The organism is Desulfotomaculum sp. 1211_IL3151 (assembly GCF_036763075.1).
GTDB lineage: Bacteria > Bacillota > Desulfotomaculia > Desulfotomaculales > Desulfotomaculaceae > Desulfotomaculum.
On record NZ_JBAIYV010000027.1, the window covers coordinates 166,638 to 182,921 of the forward strand.

Sequence of the window (16,284 nt, forward strand, 5' to 3'; positions counted from 1 at the left end):
AATGGCAGTGAGGGATTTTGGCAGGGTATTACCAGCCATGGTAACACCCTTTAACCCTGATTTGTCAGTGAATTACAACCAAGCAAAAAAACTTGCTCGATATCTTGTAGAAAATGGTTCGGATGGTTTAGTTGTTAGCGGTACAACGGGAGAATCTCCTACCTTAACCAAGGAAGAAAAGGTAGAATTATTTAAAGCAGTTGTGGAGGAAGTTGGTGGCAAGGCAACTGTTATTGCTGGTACTGGAAGCTATGACACTGCCAGCAGTATTACCCTAACCAAAGAGGCAGAAAAGGTTGGCTGTGATGGGGTAATGTTGGTGGCTCCCTATTACAACAAACCATCCCAGGAAGGTCTCTACAGACATTTTCGTACTATCGCTGAAAGCACCAGCTTACCGGTAATCCTTTATAATATCCCGGGTCGTACAGGAATTAATGTTTTACCGTCCACGGTGGCAAGGTTAGCAGAGGATGTCCCTAATATTGTTGCCATTAAAGAAGCCGCCGGCAGCATTGATCAAGCCTCTGAATTACGGAGTGTCTTACCGGAGGATTTTGCCATTTATAGTGGAGATGATTCCATGACCCTTCCAATGTTAGCCCTGGGATGCCAAGGGATTATAAGTGTAGCAGCCCATGTGGCAGGAAAAGAAATTCAAGAGATGATTGATGCTTTTACCTCGGGCAATACAACCCTGGCAGCCAATTTGCATAAGAAACTATATCCATTATTTAAGGGTTTATTTATCACATCAAATCCAGTCCCGGTGAAGGCTGCTTTAATTCTCAAGGGTTTGGCCGTAGGAGGCGTAAGATTACCCCTGGTTGAGGCCACAGCCAATGAAATTGAAAGTGTTAAAAAAGTAATGAATAATCTCGAATTACTGTAGTTAAGCGAAGGATGCACTTTTAAGTGTATCCTTTTGTATTATTTTGGCACTTCCGGGTAATTATATTGCCGTTAGGGATTAATTTGGTTATAATTTATTGGTAGGTTAAGGAACGGTTTGCCACTTCAATAAAAATTTCATATTTCCCCGCCTTCTCCTAGTTTCTCACCAAGCACAGATTACTTAAATGATGTAACTCTCATTACCCTTGTTTTGATTATAGGAGGTGCGGTTTTGGCAAAAGAGCAAAAATTAGCTGTAATTCCCCTTGGGGGATTAGGCGAGGTCGGTAAAAACATGACTGCGGTGAGATTTGGGGAAAATATTGTAATTATTGATTGTGGTTTAATATTTCCAGAAGAAGAGATGCTGGGAATAGATATTGTCATCCCGGATATTACTTACCTATTGGAGCATAAAGAAGAGATTTTGGGTATTTTGCTCACACATGGTCATGAAGACCACATAGGTGCATTACCCTATGTTCTAAGACAAATCAATGTTCCGGTGTACGGTTCTAAACTGACCCTAGGACTTGTGCAAGGGAAACTGAAGGAACACAATTTGTTAGATCAGGTGAAATTGCAGACGGTAAAACCAAGAGATACCTTTCAAATCGGTCCCTTTAAAATTGAATTTATCAAAGTATCTCATAGTATACCAGATGCTATGGCCATAGCGATTCATACACCTGTAGGTACCTTGCTGCATACGGGAGATTTTAAAATCGATCAAACTCCTGTTGATGGAGAGGTTATTGATCTGCCCAGGTTTGCGGCTTTGGGAGAAAAAGGTGTACTGCTCATGATGTCAGACAGTACCAATGTTGAGCGGCCGGGCTATACCATGTCTGAGAGGGTAGTTGGCAATACCTTTGATGAAACCTTCAGACAGGCCCAAGAACGAATTATTATTGCAACCTTTGCCTCGAACGTGCATCGACTACAGCAGGCAATCTCTGTTGCCCATAAATATGATCGTCACGTAGCGGTGGTGGGGCGCAGCATGGCAAACGTAGTGCAAGTTGCAAGTGAATTGGGATACCTTCACATACCGGAAGGCACTTTAATTGAGTTGGATGAGGTGGCCAGACTACCCCATAATAAGGTTGTGCTGCTTACCACAGGTAGTCAGGGTGAACCGATGTCTGCCTTAACCAGAATTGCTATGAATGATCACCGCCAAGTGGATATCATGCCCGGGGATACCGTGATTATCTCTGCTACCCCGATACCAGGCAATGAGAAATTAGTTACCCGTATCATTGACCAGCTTTTTAAATTAGGGGCCAAGGTAATCTATGAGGCTGTTTCCGGTATTCATGTTTCTGGCCACCCCAGTCAAGAAGAATTAAAGTTAATGCTTAATTTAGTTCGTCCCAAGTTTTTTATTCCCGTACACGGTGAGTACCGAATGCTGAAAAAGCATGCTGACCTAGCCAGAGAATTAGGCATCCCTGCAGAGAATATTTTTATTGGTGAAAACGGCCAGGTTTTTGAGTTTACCCGAAGGTATGGCCGCATAGCAGGCAGGGTGACATCTGGTAAAGTGCTGGTGGATGGACTTGGTGTAGGGGATGTTGGCAACATTGTTTTACGTGACAGAAGGCAATTGTCACAGGATGGTATTCTAATCGTGGTGGTAACCATGGATAAACATAAAAATCAGGTCCTAGCCGGGCCAGATATTGTTTCAAGGGGTTTTGTCTATGTTCGCGAATCCGAAGTTCTTATGGAGGATGCGAAGAATAAGGTAAAATTGGCCTTGGATAAGTGTTGTACCCGTGGTATTTCCGAATGGGCGGCTATTAAATCCCAAATAAGAGATGATTTAGGAAAGTTTTTATACGAAAAAACTAGGAGAAGGCCTATGATCTTACCAATTATTATGGAAGTATAGGAAAAACCCCCTGTTCAATATCTTTGATCAGGGGGTTTTTCTATGCCTAAGGACAGGATCATTTTCACTAACTGTTGATGGAAATATGAATTAGCTGTCAGCTTTTTTGCATGCTGTTCTTAGGGGTCTTTTCGAACACAAGGTTAATCGCTTTATGCATAAATTTATAAGGGCCTATGGCCTGTGGTAAATTTTTTTTTAAGCTGACGGCTGACAGCTTTTTTTATTTTCCATACATTTTGTCATTAACATCCAAGCATACTAGTATCAGTGAATTTAGAATATCCAGAGGAGTGACTCTTTTTATGTTAATGAAACCACGTTCTAGCGGTGACACCCCTGGGCAAGTGCCCTTTAATCCCAACTTTCCGAATCCTATGCAGCCACCTGGTATACCCAATATACCTCAGCCAAATCCCGAAACGGGGAATCCTGGAGCCCCTGGGGGACCTAAGCGTGTAATGGGGCAGGCAAAGGGTACTTTGGAAAATATAAAAGAAATGGGTACCCCGACGATACCGGATACCGTAAAAAGCAATATTCATTGTGTAACAATCGTAGGACAAATTGAAGGGCATATTATGCTTCCTGCCCAAAATAAAACGACAAAATATGAGCACATTATACCGCAGTTGGTAGGAATCGAACAGGATGATAGTGTAGAAGGGGTATTGTTGGTCCTTAATACCGTTGGTGGAGATGTAGAGGCAGGCCTTGCTATTGCGGAGGTCGTGGCCACCATGACCAAACCCACGGTAACCCTGGTATTGGGAGGCGGTCATAGTATTGGTGTACCCATCGCAGTATCCGGCAGACATAGCTTTATTGCACCAACTGCTTCGATGACCATTCATCCCATCAGGCTAAACGGCTTAGTGATCGGAGTTCCCCAAACCTATGATTATCTTGATAAAATGCAAGATAGGGTAATACGTTTTGTTACTGAACATTCCAAGGTAACGGAGGAGAAATTTAGAGAGTTAATGTTTAAAACAGGAGAATTAGCCAGAGATATAGGAACGGTGGTAATTGGTAAAGATGCTGTGGAGAGCGGTTTAATCGATGAAGTTGGTGGTATTGGACAGGCCATGTGCAAGCTAAAGCAACTGATCGAGGAGCAGAAGGAGAGGTGTCCTTTACAATGATTCTATGGACTCCACTGCCAGCCGAACAGGTTTTAGATGGTTTTGACAACAATACCTATATTGATTATGAAGCTGGTGAAGTGGCAGGAATACCAGTGTTGCTAGAAAAGACGGAAACCGGTCAGAAAAGAGTGGTCAGGATTAATAGCTCCAATCCAGCCCATTACCTAAGTCGAGACGTTTATCCTGGTTTAGTAACAAGCTAACCGCTAAAAAGAAATCCCTTCCGAATATCGGAAGGGATTTCTTTTTAGCGGGGGTAATATTGCTGCATACCACCGTAATTGTACTGATTGGGTTGATTATAGTTTTGAAAGATGCCGGTGTTTGGATTCACGATATTTTGCTGGTAAGGTGCTTGGGTGGCTTGATATTGTGCTTGATGGTGTTGCGTCATCATACTTTGCTGTTGTTCCGTCATCATCTTTTGGGCACTATTTTGCACTTGGCTGATCATGTTTTGTTCAGCCTGCATGGGTTTATACCAGCCCTGTTGGTGAGCAAGATTATAAACCTGCATTTGCTCATCAAAGGTTTGGTTAAGGGCATGCATGTAATCCTGGCGAAGCTGTTGGTCGGCACACTCCAAAATTCTAGATGTCAAACAAGTGGCATTAAACTTTAATTCGTTAAGCATGGATAAACAAAGATTTTTGTCTGTTACTTGGTCCCCTTGCATTAAAGCACCTCCTCTTTTATTATTACATAAACCCAACGTTTATGTGCTGTGCAAGTCTCTGAAAACAATCCTTTCGACTACGTGAAATACTGTGGCAAAGTTGCTGTAACTGAGGATTGGTACACTCCTGGGCAAAATGATTAAATTGGCCAACAAGGTTTGTTTCCAGCATTAAATGACCTTCTAAATCTAATAATTCGCGGGCTGTTCTTTGTCCCATCATTTGGGTTACCCTCCCTTCAAAATTTGAATTTAGACTCTATCATATGTTAATATGTTTAGTCAACCCAAACTTTATGCAACCAGGACCACTTTAATAGCTCATTAAAGGGTTTTGGAAATTTCTGTAGTATATATTAGTTGGAGGTGCCGAGCTTGGATGTATTAAAAAAAATAAAAGATGATTTAAAATATGAAATTTTTGGCATAGGGTTGATCTCTATTTCTGTATTGGGGCTAATTAGTTTTGCCAATACGCCATTAGGGGCTGTAGGGGGCTTCGTGGGACGTGTGCTCAAGGGGCTTTTTGGCTCCTTTGGTGGCGTTGTGTTAATGCTGTTCCTAGGGATATTTGGCATGAAATTAATCATTGAACGGAAGAGAACCGGTGTAAATATTAAGGTTTACGGTGCGATATTGCTATTTTTGATTATACTTGCTCTATTAAGTCTGATGCTGCCAGTTAAAGCCACCCTGATGGAAGTTTTAATGCAGATTACCAATGAGACTTCAGCTGGCAAGGGTGGGGGACTGATTGGTTCAATAATCGTTTTTCTATTGATACAGTCCTTTGGTAAAGCTGGCACCTATATCTTGTTAACAACCGGGTTAATGGTATCTATTTTATTAATGACCAATGTTTCGATGGCAGTTATTGCTCAGAAATTCACCACAAGGGCTAAAGAATGTGCGACCGGTACCGGAAGAAGATTAGGTGCATTTTTATTTACTGAAGTTGATGAGGCAACTGATCACAAACCCATCATAATCACCAGTTCCCAGGATGATCTTGATTTTTCTAATTCGGAACAACCCAAAGTAAATATTCAAGATATGGATAATCAAAAAACAGGGCCGCTTAATTTTGTCATGAAAGAGAAACCTAAAGTTGAAAAAACAGTGATTTCCAGTAACGAAAAGGAACATGAAAAGGTCAATATTACATATGGCCAATTATCATTGAATGATCTTAGTTCTTTCAAATTGCCTCCTTTAAATCTTTTATCCCGGCCCATGAAAGGGAATAAAACCATTTCCAGTGCCAAGGATATTACAGATAATATCGCAAAATTGGAAGAAACCTTGGAAAACTTTAGTATTAAGGCTAAAGTTACTCAGGTATCCCGTGGTCCCGCTATAACACGCTATGAAATACAACCACCTGCCGGGGTAAAAGTAAGCCGAATTGTTGGTTTAGCAGATGATATTGCCTTATCGATGGCCGCGCCGGATGTTCGTATAGAAGCACCCATTCCAGGTAAGGCGGCAGTGGGAATTGAGGTTCCCAATAAAGAAATTTCGATGGTTCATATTAGGGATTTGTTAGAAACAAAAGAATTTACCACCTCTGAATCCCACTTAACAGTAGCACTGGGAAAGGATATTGCCGGGACACCGATTATGGCAGATTTAACGAAGATGCCTCACCTGTTAATTGCTGGTGCCACCGGGGCTGGTAAAAGCGTATGCATTAATACGCTAATTTCTAGTATTTTATTTAAGGCTACGCCGGACGAAGTTAAGTTTTTGATGATTGATCCCAAAATGGTTGAATTAGCCACGTATAATGGTATCCCGCATTTGGTTTCTCCAGTGGTAACAAACCCCAAGAAAGCCGCCACGACACTTCGATGGGCAGTGCGTGAAATGGAGAAACGGTATGAGCTATTTGCCAAGGCAGGGGTCCGCAACATAACGATGTATAATAACATGTTTAGTGAGTCTGAACCCAGTGTTGGTCAAAATCGTTTACCATTAATGGTGGTTATTATTGATGAGTTGGCAGATTTAATGATGGTTGCTCCGGCCGATGTTGAAGATGCCATTTGCCGTCTGGCACAAATGGCTAGGGCAGCCGGTATTCATCTGGTTGTAGCAACACAACGACCCTCTGTGGATGTTATTACAGGTTTGATTAAGGCCAATATCCCGTCTAGGATTTCCTTTGCAGTTTCATCCCAGGTTGATTCCAGAACCATTTTAGATATGGCGGGGGCAGAAAAATTACTAGGTAAAGGTGATATGCTTTACTTTCCAGTTGGTGCCTCTAAACCCATCCGGGTACAAGGGGCATATCTTTCCGACAAAGAGGTTGAAGATGTTGTATCCTTTTTGAAAAAGCAGTCTGAACCGGTGTATGATGATACTGTTTCTCAGGATGAAGCAAAAGGAAGAGAGGAGTCCGAGGTTGAAGACGATCTGCTGCCAGAGGCTGTGCGAATTTTAATTGAAACAGGTCATGCCTCAATATCGATGTTACAACGTCGGCTGCACATTGGCTATGCACGGGCGGCTAGGTTAATTGATATAATGGAAAAAAGAGGGATCGTAGGAGGCTATGAAGGAAGTAAACCCAGGGCTATTCTGATGACAATGGAACAATATTTGCAAACCTTTACCGAAAATAAAAATAATTAATCTTTTATGTTATACTTAAATTGCATCGTTAAAAAGTTGACCACCATGCGTGTACATGCTATATACTACCTTTGTTTTTTTAGGGGCAGGTTAATTTGAGAATACCATGCGAAATAAATAATTGACTCCTAAAGCAGAGATAATAGTTATTATTTATCTTAGCTAATCCATATTAGGAGTTTTACTTAGCTGCGAGGAAGTAAGGCAAATGATGAAAGGTTTTTCAATAGATGAAGCTCTAAAAGAAAATAATGCATGTTTTATTGATGTTCGTTCAGAAGGAGAATTTGCTGAAGGTTCGATACCAAATGCCATTAATATGCCCTTGTTTACAAATGAAGAAAGGGCCAAGGTTGGCACGGTTTACAAACAAATTGGCACAGAGGAAGCCAAAAGGCTAGGTATCAAGTTTGCCAGCCCTAAATTGCCAGTGCTATATGATCAAATATTGAATTTAAGTAAAAACAAAAAGGTCTTCCTTTATTGTTGGCGCGGCGGCATGCGCAGCAAATATATTTCGTCTATTTTAGGTTCCTTCGGTATGGATGTGCATCGTATTATAGGGGGCTATAAGGCCTACCGGAGGCATGTTCATGATTATTTAGACCAAGCTGCAATACCACATAAATGTATTGTTTTACATGGTCTAACCGGAGTGGGGAAAACAATTGTTTTGCAAAAACTAGAGGCAATGGGTATATCCACCTTAGACTTGGAGGGCCTAGCCCTTCATCGCGGTTCAGCCTACGGGAAGATTGGCTTACCTGAATCACCGTCCCAAAAGGATTTTGAATCATGTATCGTGCATCACCTAAAGAACGCTGAAAACTTTGGGGTTATTGTGGTTGAGTGTGAAAGTCGTAGAGTGGGTAAACTAATTGTGCCTACCTCAGTATTAAATGCCATGGCCAAAGGTTATCGGGTTTTAATGTATGCTTCCCTGGAGGCACGGGTGCAAAGAATTACGAAGGAATATACAAATGGTCCGGATAACAATATAAAGGGATTACAGTATAGTACTTCTTTATTAAGAAAATCTTTGGGCAACAAAGTTGTTAATGAACTTAATCAAAAGATAGAAGAAAGAAAATTTTCGGAAGTTATCCTGTTTCTTCTGAGGAATTACTATGATCCTCTCTACAAATATCCTGATTCATCCAGCAATGGTTATGATTTAACGGTAGACTGCGATGAACTTGATGAAGCAACCAGCAAAATTGCTAATTGGATAAGTCAGTTGCCGGAATATGGCAAGCCGGTGGAAGACGGAGGTGATGACCGTGCAAATAGGGGAAGCATTAAGGAATGCGAGGAATGAAAAAGGTTATTCACTAAAGTATTTAGAAGAAGCTACTAAAATTAGGGCAAAATACCTGGAGGCACTGGAAAATGAGAATTTTGATATTCTCCCAGGACCTGTCTACGCAAAGGCCTTTTTAAGAACCTATGCAAAATACCTTGAATTAGATACGGAAGAAATAATGGCTGAGTACAATGGACTTAGTAAGAATAACGATACTCAACCGCAGGCAGAAGAAACAAAACCATTTGACCCAGAAGCAACTACCAGCATAGCTAAAAAATGGAAATACCTAGTGGCTGGTTTGGCCATCGTATCTTTATTTGCTTTTAATTCCCTCTATAATAATGGACAGAATCAAGACAATAAACCAGAAATACCAAAAAATACTGCCCAAGAGCAACCCAATACCCAAGGTCCGTCCCCTGAAAATTTAAACACTCCGGGCCAGGCCACAAACAATGAAAAAGATCAAGGTGTCAGGGTGGTTCTTAAAGTTAACGATGAACAACAGAGTTGGATGCAGGTTGAGGCCGATGGCAATACCGTTTTTAGTGGCTTGGTAGGCCCAGGGGAAATGAAAGATTTTAAAGCCAAACAAAAAATTTATTTACATGTCGGCAATGCCGGCGCAGTTGAGGTAAATGTAAATGGTAAGAATTTAGGTCGCTTGGGGGAAAATGGTAAGGTTGTAAAAATACCCTTTACTTCTGAAGAGGAACCAAATTCAAAAGAAGGATAGGAGCAAAGCCCTATCCTTCTTTTAGTTTTGCTTTACAATGGGGACAACTATCTGGATTCCCTTGATAATAATTACCACAATGGGCACACCTTGTAAAGCTGTTTGCTGTAATATCCCGGGGTGCCTGATGCTGCCTAGCCTTGTTTGGCTTTTTGAAATTAGATTGCATAAGGTAAAAAGGAAACACAACGGCTGGAACAAGAAGAGTGCCCAGGGCCCAGCGAAACGAAGCGTTAATCGCATAGCCTTGTTTTCTTGTATCCCAAAATACCCATATTGCTCCCAAGAGTCCTAACAATAACCAGATAAGATGCAACATTACCACCCACCAACAATTCTTTTATCTATATTGTACTAAAAAAAACCCGACCAGGAAAAGGTCACTTGATAGTTCTTAGCAGCCAAAGCTATCAGTGTTTCGCTGGAGTCGGGTTTTTTCGTTACAATATGCTAAATTAGAATTGGTCCATTTGTGGTTCTTGGTTTTGGGGCATCCTATTGGAAAAAGCCTGGTTTTCCGGATTATTTCCTTCACAATCACAGTCCATCGCCTTGTAAGCTAAATAACCAATCGCCGCAAGGGATGCCACATGAACGGCCCAGAATCCGAAATTAGGATAGCGCCAGGTATTGTCACGCATCATAAAATAAGCACCTCCAAATGATTTTCTGTTATTTTTCCTTAATACCTTTGTTTTTACTCTTATTATTTTGGCCATAAAAAATAAAAATACTCGACGATCAGCGTCGAGTATTGCCTTTGCGTCCTTTTGGTTTTTTTACCATGCCAATGATAAATAAAATTGCACCAGTAATAATTAACCAAGACTGATTAGGGAAAAACATACTAGCTCCAATTAATAAAAAACCAATGCCACTTAAGACAAGCTTCCAATCAAATTTTTTTCCCAATTATACTACCACCTTGTACCATTTGGCATAAAGTATACCATACTAATGCCCATTGGCCAATATGTTTGTCTAAATCACTTCTTCCTGGTCAAATTCAGTAGGTTTATAGACGTAATTAAAATCAATGGCCTCTGGTGATAGGTAATCCACAACATAGCTAGCAATGGTTTCGGTGTCTAAGGAACCGTTAACGGCTAATTGTATCATTTTAATATGTTTTTCTTCCAGTGGAGCTGTAAAGTTGTTATATTCTAATATCTGATCGATTAATACGGTTAGCCACTCAAGATCGATGATTTCTTCTAAAGAAAGTCTTCTTACTTCTATCACCAGACCACCCCTTTATAAGATTTCAATTATAATATTTAATTTTATTAAATAATTCAATATTATTATTAATAAAGTAGGATTTTATTAATGTTTGCTAAAACTAAATAAATAAACCTACTGAATTTCACAGTAGGTTTATTGCTTATTTCTCTGCTATTATTACTTCATCATTTGTATAAATTTTATATTTACCTTGGTATTCCCGATAATGAAAGAGTGATTTACCGATCTTTTTCGCCCACCTGGCGCAATGTTTTGTTCCACCAGTAATCATTCCAGAAGGGGGAAAGGTACCAACCACCAATATTTTTTCCGAAAGAAGTGCTTGGGTTTTATCCCGGGCAATAAAGGTCCATTTTACCGCGGGTTGATCAGGTTTAAATTGGCTTACAATACAGCCACCCGCGGAAACAATTCGCTGATATAAATTATAATTTTCCGGTGGAAATATTGGGGCGGCTAAGCCAAAGGGAACAACAGCTATGGTAATACCCCCTCCGGCGAGGCAGCCTAAATGGGCCGCGGTGTCAATACCTGTGGCTAGACCTGAGAGAACCACGATGTTTTTACTTGCTGCCCGACGGGCCAGAAAGTAAGCCATCTCACAGTCCCGTTGGTGCTGTCGTAGTGCCTCAGGAGAACTGCCCTTTGACGGTCTTCGAGGACCGATAATAGCAATTATTTCCTTGTTTTCAGGAAAAACACCGAAGCATTGGTACATTTAATCATCCCTCCAGAATTATTATAGCAATAAAGTGGATTCAGTTTTTGACAACATTATCCATTGTGATATAATTTTTAGGTAAAATGGTCTAGGAGGTAGTAGTAATGGCAAAGGAAAACAGCTTTGATATTGTAAGTCGGGTGGACATGCAAGAGGTACAAAATGCCGTGCATCAATCATTAAAGGAAATAGAAACTCGCTTTGATTTTAGGGGAAGTAAAAGCAAAATTATTTTCGAGGGTAAACCCGAGATTACCTTAATCAGCGATGATGATTTTAAACTTCGCAACGTAATTGACATATTAGAAGGTAAACTAATAAAGAGGGGTGTTAACCTCAAGGCACTACGTTATGGCAAAATCGAATCTGCCGCAGGGGACACAGTACGTCAACCAGTAAAATTGGTTCAAGGGATAGAACAGGATATTGCAAAAAAGATTGTCAAAGCTATCAAAGATAGTAAAATAAAAGTACAAGCCTCTGTACAAGGCGATCAGGTTAGGGTAACTGGGAAAAATCGGGATGACCTGCAGTCAGCAATCAACGCAGTGAAAGGGATGGAACTGGATATACCCGTGGAGTTTACAAATTATAGAACTTTCTAGTTTCCTTTGACAGCTTAGCCACACTGATTTATACTATTTACGAAAAATATTTGCAGCAAGAAAGGAATTATGATGCCCTCCATTGGATTATTAAGCTTGGGTTGCCCAAAAAACCTGGTGGATTCAGAGGTTATGCTAGGCCTCCTGCAAAGTGCACAATACACCATAACGAACAATGAATCAGATGCAGATGTCTTGATTGTCAACACCTGTGGCTTTATTGAATCTGCTAAGGAAGAATCCATCAGGCATATTTTTGAATTGTCTCAACATAAAGAAACTGGTCACTGCAAGGCGCTTATTGTTACCGGTTGCTTAGCCCAGCGATATTCAAAGGAACTGATGGAAGAAATTCCTGAAATTGATGCCATTGTTGGTCCGGGGCATATTAATGAAATCGTTCAGGTTGTAAACCAATCCCTTAAGGATAAGGTCAGACACTGCCAGGTCAATGACCCGCTTTATATCTATGACGAACATTCGCCGCGACTGCTAAGCACCCCCTCCTATACTGCTTATGTAAAAATTTCTGAGGGTTGTGATAACCGTTGTGCCTATTGTGCTATTCCTGATATTAGGGGTAAATTCCGTAGCAGGTCACTGGAGTCAATTGAAACAGAAGTCAAGGCTCTCGTGGCAGGTGGTGTCAAAGAAGTTATTTTAATAGCCCAAGACACCACCCGATACGGTTTTGATATATATGGTGAATATTCTCTAGATAAATTAATTAGAAGGCTGGGAACCATTGATGACCTAAAATGGATTCGCTTGTTGTATTGTTATCCCAATCGTTTTACAGATAAATTGATTAAAGCCATAGCAGAGACCCCAAAGGTTTGTAAATACATTGATTTGCCGCTGCAGCATGCAGCAGACGAAATTTTACGTGCTATGAAACGGCCGGTTACAAAACAGCAGGCAAGGGAACTTATGCAAAAATTAAGATCTGAGATACCTGGTATTGTTATTCGAACATCCCTTATTGTTGGTTTTCCCGGTGAAACGGAAGAACATTTTGAAGAGTTGTTGGATTTTATGGCTGAGGTTAAATTTGACAGGGCCGGAGTTTTTTCCTATTCCCAGGAAGAAGGAACGCCTGCAGCCGAGATGACAAATCAAGTTCATGGTAAAATCAAACAAGAACGTTACCATCGTGCCATGAAATTACAAAGGGAAATATCCCTTAAGCAAAATCAACAACGCATTGGTCAAGAAATGGAAGTTGTGGTTGAAGAATTAGTTGATGAAAACAAAAGGGTTTATATTGGACGTTCCTCCTATGATGCACCGGAGATTGATGGTACGGTGGAGTTTACCAGTCCCTTGGCTTTACGTGTTGGGGATTTTGTTAGGGTGAGAATTAACAGGGCTTTAGAGTATGATTTGATGGGAGAGCTGGCCCAATGAATTTACCAAACCGGTTAACTCTGGCAAGGATATTTTTAATTCCTATATTTTTGGCGGTAGTAACTTTGCGAGTTAAATACGGTGATATCATAGCTGCGGGCGTTTTTGTGTTGGCGGCTAGTACAGATGGCCTTGATGGATATATCGCCAGAAAAAACAAACAAGTAACCACCCTCGGTAAATTTATGGACCCATTGGCGGATAAGCTGTTAGTATCAGCGGCTCTGATCGTTTTGGTTGAGCTGGATATCCTATCGGCCTGGGTGGCTGTAATTATTATCGGCCGTGAGTTTATGGTAACCGGTCTTAGGGCAATCGCTGCCGCAGAAGGGGTAGTAATTGCTGCAAGTAAGCTTGGCAAATGGAAAACTGTTACTCAAATCATTGCCATTGTGGCAATGTTTTTACACAATGTGACTTTTCAGTTTTTAGGATTTGACTTTGGGAAAATTGCGATGGCGGTGGCAGTTTTCTTTACCCTTTGGTCTGGTTTTGACTACATGTCCAAGGGTTGGCATCTGCTAAAAAAAGATGAATAATCAACTAAACCATTTAAAAGGAAGTGTCTACCTGCGACATTTCCTTTTTTATTTCCATTAAATCAACAATAAACAGCAACAAAGTCATTTCCAACTGTTTCCTAAAGAACAGTATATACGATTGTGTTATAATGATATAGCATAAAATACAGACTAAGACTGGAAAGGATGATGGCTATGCAATGGCACGGCCTTAAGGTTCCGGTTATTTTTTTGACCTTTGTAATCGGCCTAGCTCTTGTTTTTGGCGGACAATGGGTTTATCAACAGTATAATTTTCAACAGCCATTAAATAAGTTATTAGAAAACAAAGAGCTGGTAAAGGATTTTACAATTAAAGAGGATTCGTCTCAATCCCTTATAAAAGTAGAATTATCGAAGGATGCAGGTAATCTAATGATGGCTTATCAGGAGCTTAATCAATTAATTAGTGAGGTTATGGGTAAAAAAGAATATCAAATAGAAATCCTTAGCCAGAGCGATGCTGTACTTGATCAAGTCTTTTATGAAAGCCACCATGTTATTTACCAGGCTCAGGTAATTGGCAATTTCCCAGAGGTTTCTCAAAAGGTCGAAGTAGCAGCACAGAAACAGGGAGTAGAGGGTAAAGTTTTTATTGACGAAATAAATATCTATTTACAACTTACTAAACCGGATGGCCACTATTTATATAAAATAATACCTAGGCATGATGATCGTAAGGTAGTTACCACGGAAGGGGGTGGCCAAGTTGCTAAAAGAAATTAGTTTAGGTCTAGGTGCAGCCCTTTTAGTTTTTGGCCTAACAGTGGGTTATGATCTTACTCCTTTTGTTTTTTTATTGGCCTTTGGCGGGGCACTATATTTTTTGGTCTATTCTAAGGGTATGGTGAAAACAGGTATTGGAAACAGCTCTACCTTGCCCAAACGACAAGAAATATCCTTTGATGAAATTGGTGGACAAGATTCAGCCATCAAAGAACTTAAAGAAGCCCTTGATTTTATAAGAAACCATCATGAAATAAAGCAATTAGGAATTCGTCCCCTGAAGGGGATCATTATGACAGGTCCGCCTGGCACAGGTAAAACCCTGATGGCCCGGGCTGCCGCCAGCTATACGGACTCAGTTTTTGTCTCGGCCAGTGGATCTGACTTTGTGGAAATGTATGCCGGTGTGGGTGCCCAAAGGGTGCGCAAAATATTCCAGACAGCCAGGGATGCAGCGGTTAAACAAAAGAAGAAGAACGCAATTATCTTCATCGATGAAATTGAGGTACTGGCCACCAAAAGGGGACAAAATTCCAGTCATATGGAATATGACCAGACTTTGAATGCTCTATTGGTGGAGATGGATGGTTTAAAACTCGATGATAATGTGCGACTGTTGATTATGGCCGCTACCAACCGTGTGGATATGATGGACCCAGCTTTACTGAGACCGGGCCGATTTGACCGTCAGGTTAAAGTTGATCTACCGGATAAAAAAGGAAGATTGGAAATTTTAAAACTTCATAGCAGGAATAAACCCTTAGCCCAGAGTGTTAACCTCCTCCAGATAGCCAGGGAGACCTTTGGTTTTTCCGGTGCACACCTGGAGAGTTTAGCCAATGAAGCAGCCATTTTAGCCATGCGAGAAGGGCTAAAGGAAATTGAGCACCGACACTTCCATGAGGCTATTGATAAGGTAATAATGGGTGAAAAACTTGATCGGCGGCCAAATCCGGAAGAATTAAAACGGGTAGCTATTCATGAAACGGGTCATGCTTTAATTAGTGAATTAGCAAGACCCGGCTCTGTATCTGCCCTAACGGTAACCTCCAGGGGAGGAGCCCTGGGATATATGCGTCAAAACCCAGAGGATGATACCTATCTTTATACCAAGGATTATTTAGAGAATCAAATAGCGGTAATGCTGGCGGGTGCCTTAGCTGAGGAGGTTGTTTACGGCAGTCGCAGTACCGGAGCATCGAATGACTATGAAAAGGCTCTGCATACTGCCCAAACAATTATTAAAGCTGGCATGTCCAGGATTGGTGTTGTTAGCTTAGAGGATTTACCGGGAGATCTTAAACACACGTTAGTTTCCGAAATTTTGCAGGAGCAGGAACAAAGAGTAATGGCTTACATGATTGCCCATAAGATATTTTTAACTTCAACGATGGATGTGTTACTGGAGAAGGAAAAAATTTCTGGGGAAGAATTTCGAAGCCTCTTGGAAAGCCAAACAGCTGCATAAATTGATAATATCTGGAAATAATAAAGGGGCTGTCGCAGTAAGATAGCTTGGAAAACAACAAAAGACGGCGACTGGCAAATGCCAGAAGCCGTCTTTTGTTGTAAAATATAGTTGTGAACAACACTTTACAGCCAGATTATACATTAACCGGGAATGTATATCAACTGGTAATTCCGATGGATATAGGGGAAATGATCCCGGAGGACGATTCAGTGAGACTACTCAATGCCGTGTTGGAAAGGATTGATTATCGGAAAT

18 protein-coding genes are annotated in these 16,284 nt (G+C 40.8%); 12 read left to right on the forward strand and 6 right to left on the reverse strand.

What is annotated here, in order from left to right:
* Position 1 precedes the first annotated feature (1 nt).
* The 4 genes from dapA (at position 2) to V6C11_RS07170 (ending at position 4,142) form a co-directional block, all read left to right on the forward strand.
* Positions 2 to 892 (forward strand): 4-hydroxy-tetrahydrodipicolinate synthase, encoded by an 891-nt coding sequence (dapA, locus tag V6C11_RS07155; protein WP_333530446.1) that lies wholly within the window; start codon positions 2 to 4, stop codon positions 890 to 892.
* Positions 893 to 1,126: 234 nt separating this feature from the next.
* Positions 1,127 to 2,791, forward strand: a complete 1,665-nt coding sequence (locus V6C11_RS07160; protein WP_333530447.1) for a ribonuclease J — start codon at positions 1,127 to 1,129, stop codon at positions 2,789 to 2,791.
* A 311-nt stretch (positions 2,792 to 3,102) separates the two neighbouring features.
* A complete protein-coding gene (locus tag V6C11_RS07165) occupies positions 3,103 to 3,936 on the forward strand; it encodes a ClpP family protease (protein ID WP_442886049.1) in 834 nt (277 codons plus the stop codon).
* Positions 3,933 to 4,142 (forward strand): YlzJ-like family protein, encoded by a 210-nt coding sequence (locus tag V6C11_RS07170; protein ID WP_333530449.1) that lies wholly within the window; start codon positions 3,933 to 3,935, stop codon positions 4,140 to 4,142. The genes V6C11_RS07165 and V6C11_RS07170 overlap by 4 nt, the downstream gene beginning before the upstream one ends.
* Positions 4,143 to 4,186: 44 nt before the next feature.
* Here V6C11_RS07170 and V6C11_RS07175 read toward each other — a convergent pair whose 3' ends face one another.
* Positions 4,187 to 4,615 (reverse strand): spore coat protein, encoded by a 429-nt coding sequence (locus V6C11_RS07175; RefSeq protein WP_333530450.1) that lies wholly within the window; start codon positions 4,613 to 4,615, stop codon positions 4,187 to 4,189.
* 22 nt (positions 4,616 to 4,637) lie between these two features.
* A complete protein-coding gene (locus tag V6C11_RS07180) occupies positions 4,638 to 4,838 on the reverse strand; it encodes a hypothetical protein (RefSeq protein ID WP_333530451.1) in 201 nt (66 codons plus the stop codon).
* A 152-nt stretch (positions 4,839 to 4,990) separates the two neighbouring features.
* On the opposite strand from V6C11_RS07180, the gene V6C11_RS07185 reads away from it, so the two are divergent.
* The 3 genes from V6C11_RS07185 (at position 4,991) to V6C11_RS07195 (ending at position 9,294) form a co-directional block, all read left to right on the forward strand.
* Positions 4,991 to 7,252, forward strand: coding sequence for an FtsK/SpoIIIE family DNA translocase (locus tag V6C11_RS07185; RefSeq protein ID WP_333530452.1), 2,262 nt, complete (start codon positions 4,991 to 4,993; stop codon positions 7,250 to 7,252).
* Positions 7,253 to 7,460: 208 nt separating this feature from the next.
* Positions 7,461 to 8,570, forward strand: a complete 1,110-nt coding sequence (mnmH, locus tag V6C11_RS07190) for a tRNA 2-selenouridine(34) synthase MnmH (protein ID WP_333530453.1) — start codon at positions 7,461 to 7,463, stop codon at positions 8,568 to 8,570.
* Positions 8,527 to 9,294 carry a helix-turn-helix domain-containing protein gene (locus V6C11_RS07195; protein WP_333530454.1) on the forward strand — a complete coding sequence of 256 codons (768 nt, stop codon included), beginning with the start codon at positions 8,527 to 8,529 and terminating at the stop codon, positions 9,292 to 9,294. Before mnmH ends, V6C11_RS07195 begins: the two co-directional genes overlap by 44 nt.
* 455 nt (positions 9,295 to 9,749) lie before the next feature.
* Here V6C11_RS07195 and V6C11_RS07200 read toward each other — a convergent pair whose 3' ends face one another.
* The 4 genes from V6C11_RS07200 to V6C11_RS07215 all read right to left on the reverse strand — a co-directional run bounded on the left by V6C11_RS07200 (position 9,750) and on the right by V6C11_RS07215 (position 11,257).
* Positions 9,750 to 9,938 carry a hypothetical protein gene (locus tag V6C11_RS07200; protein WP_333530455.1) on the reverse strand — a complete coding sequence of 63 codons (189 nt, stop codon included), beginning with the start codon at positions 9,936 to 9,938 and terminating at the stop codon, positions 9,750 to 9,752.
* A gap of 97 nt (positions 9,939 to 10,035) precedes the next feature.
* Positions 10,036 to 10,206, reverse strand: a complete 171-nt coding sequence (locus tag V6C11_RS07205; protein WP_333530456.1) for a hypothetical protein — start codon at positions 10,204 to 10,206, stop codon at positions 10,036 to 10,038.
* A gap of 69 nt (positions 10,207 to 10,275) precedes the next feature.
* Positions 10,276 to 10,536 carry a hypothetical protein gene (locus tag V6C11_RS07210; RefSeq protein ID WP_333530457.1) on the reverse strand — a complete coding sequence of 87 codons (261 nt, stop codon included), beginning with the start codon at positions 10,534 to 10,536 and terminating at the stop codon, positions 10,276 to 10,278.
* Between the two features lie 142 nt (positions 10,537 to 10,678).
* Positions 10,679 to 11,257: a DNA-processing protein DprA gene (locus V6C11_RS07215; RefSeq protein ID WP_333530458.1), complete on the reverse strand. Its 579-nt coding sequence runs from the start codon at positions 11,255 to 11,257 to the stop codon at positions 10,679 to 10,681.
* A gap of 107 nt (positions 11,258 to 11,364) precedes the next feature.
* Here V6C11_RS07215 and V6C11_RS07220 point away from each other — a divergent pair, with 107 nt between their 5' ends.
* The 5 genes from V6C11_RS07220 to V6C11_RS07240 all read left to right on the forward strand — a co-directional run bounded on the left by V6C11_RS07220 (position 11,365) and on the right by V6C11_RS07240 (position 16,026).
* Complete coding sequence (locus V6C11_RS07220) at positions 11,365 to 11,865, forward strand: YajQ family cyclic di-GMP-binding protein (RefSeq protein WP_333530459.1); 501 nt, start codon at positions 11,365 to 11,367, stop codon at positions 11,863 to 11,865.
* A 72-nt stretch (positions 11,866 to 11,937) separates the two neighbouring features.
* Positions 11,938 to 13,272 (forward strand): 30S ribosomal protein S12 methylthiotransferase RimO, encoded by a 1,335-nt coding sequence (gene rimO / locus V6C11_RS07225; protein ID WP_442886048.1) that lies wholly within the window; start codon positions 11,938 to 11,940, stop codon positions 13,270 to 13,272.
* Positions 13,269 to 13,811, forward strand: a complete 543-nt coding sequence (gene pgsA, locus V6C11_RS07230) for a CDP-diacylglycerol--glycerol-3-phosphate 3-phosphatidyltransferase (protein ID WP_333530461.1) — start codon at positions 13,269 to 13,271, stop codon at positions 13,809 to 13,811. The genes rimO and pgsA overlap by 4 nt, the downstream gene beginning before the upstream one ends.
* A 177-nt stretch (positions 13,812 to 13,988) precedes the next feature.
* The gene (locus tag V6C11_RS07235; protein WP_333530462.1) at positions 13,989 to 14,558 is read left to right on the forward strand and encodes a hypothetical protein; all 570 of its coding nucleotides are present in this window, start codon (positions 13,989 to 13,991) and stop codon (positions 14,556 to 14,558) included.
* Entirely contained in the window at positions 14,542 to 16,026 is a 1,485-nt protein-coding gene (locus V6C11_RS07240) for an AAA family ATPase (protein ID WP_333530463.1), read from the forward strand. The genes V6C11_RS07235 and V6C11_RS07240 overlap by 17 nt, the downstream gene beginning before the upstream one ends.
* The last annotated feature ends 258 nt before the right edge of the window (positions 16,027 to 16,284 follow it).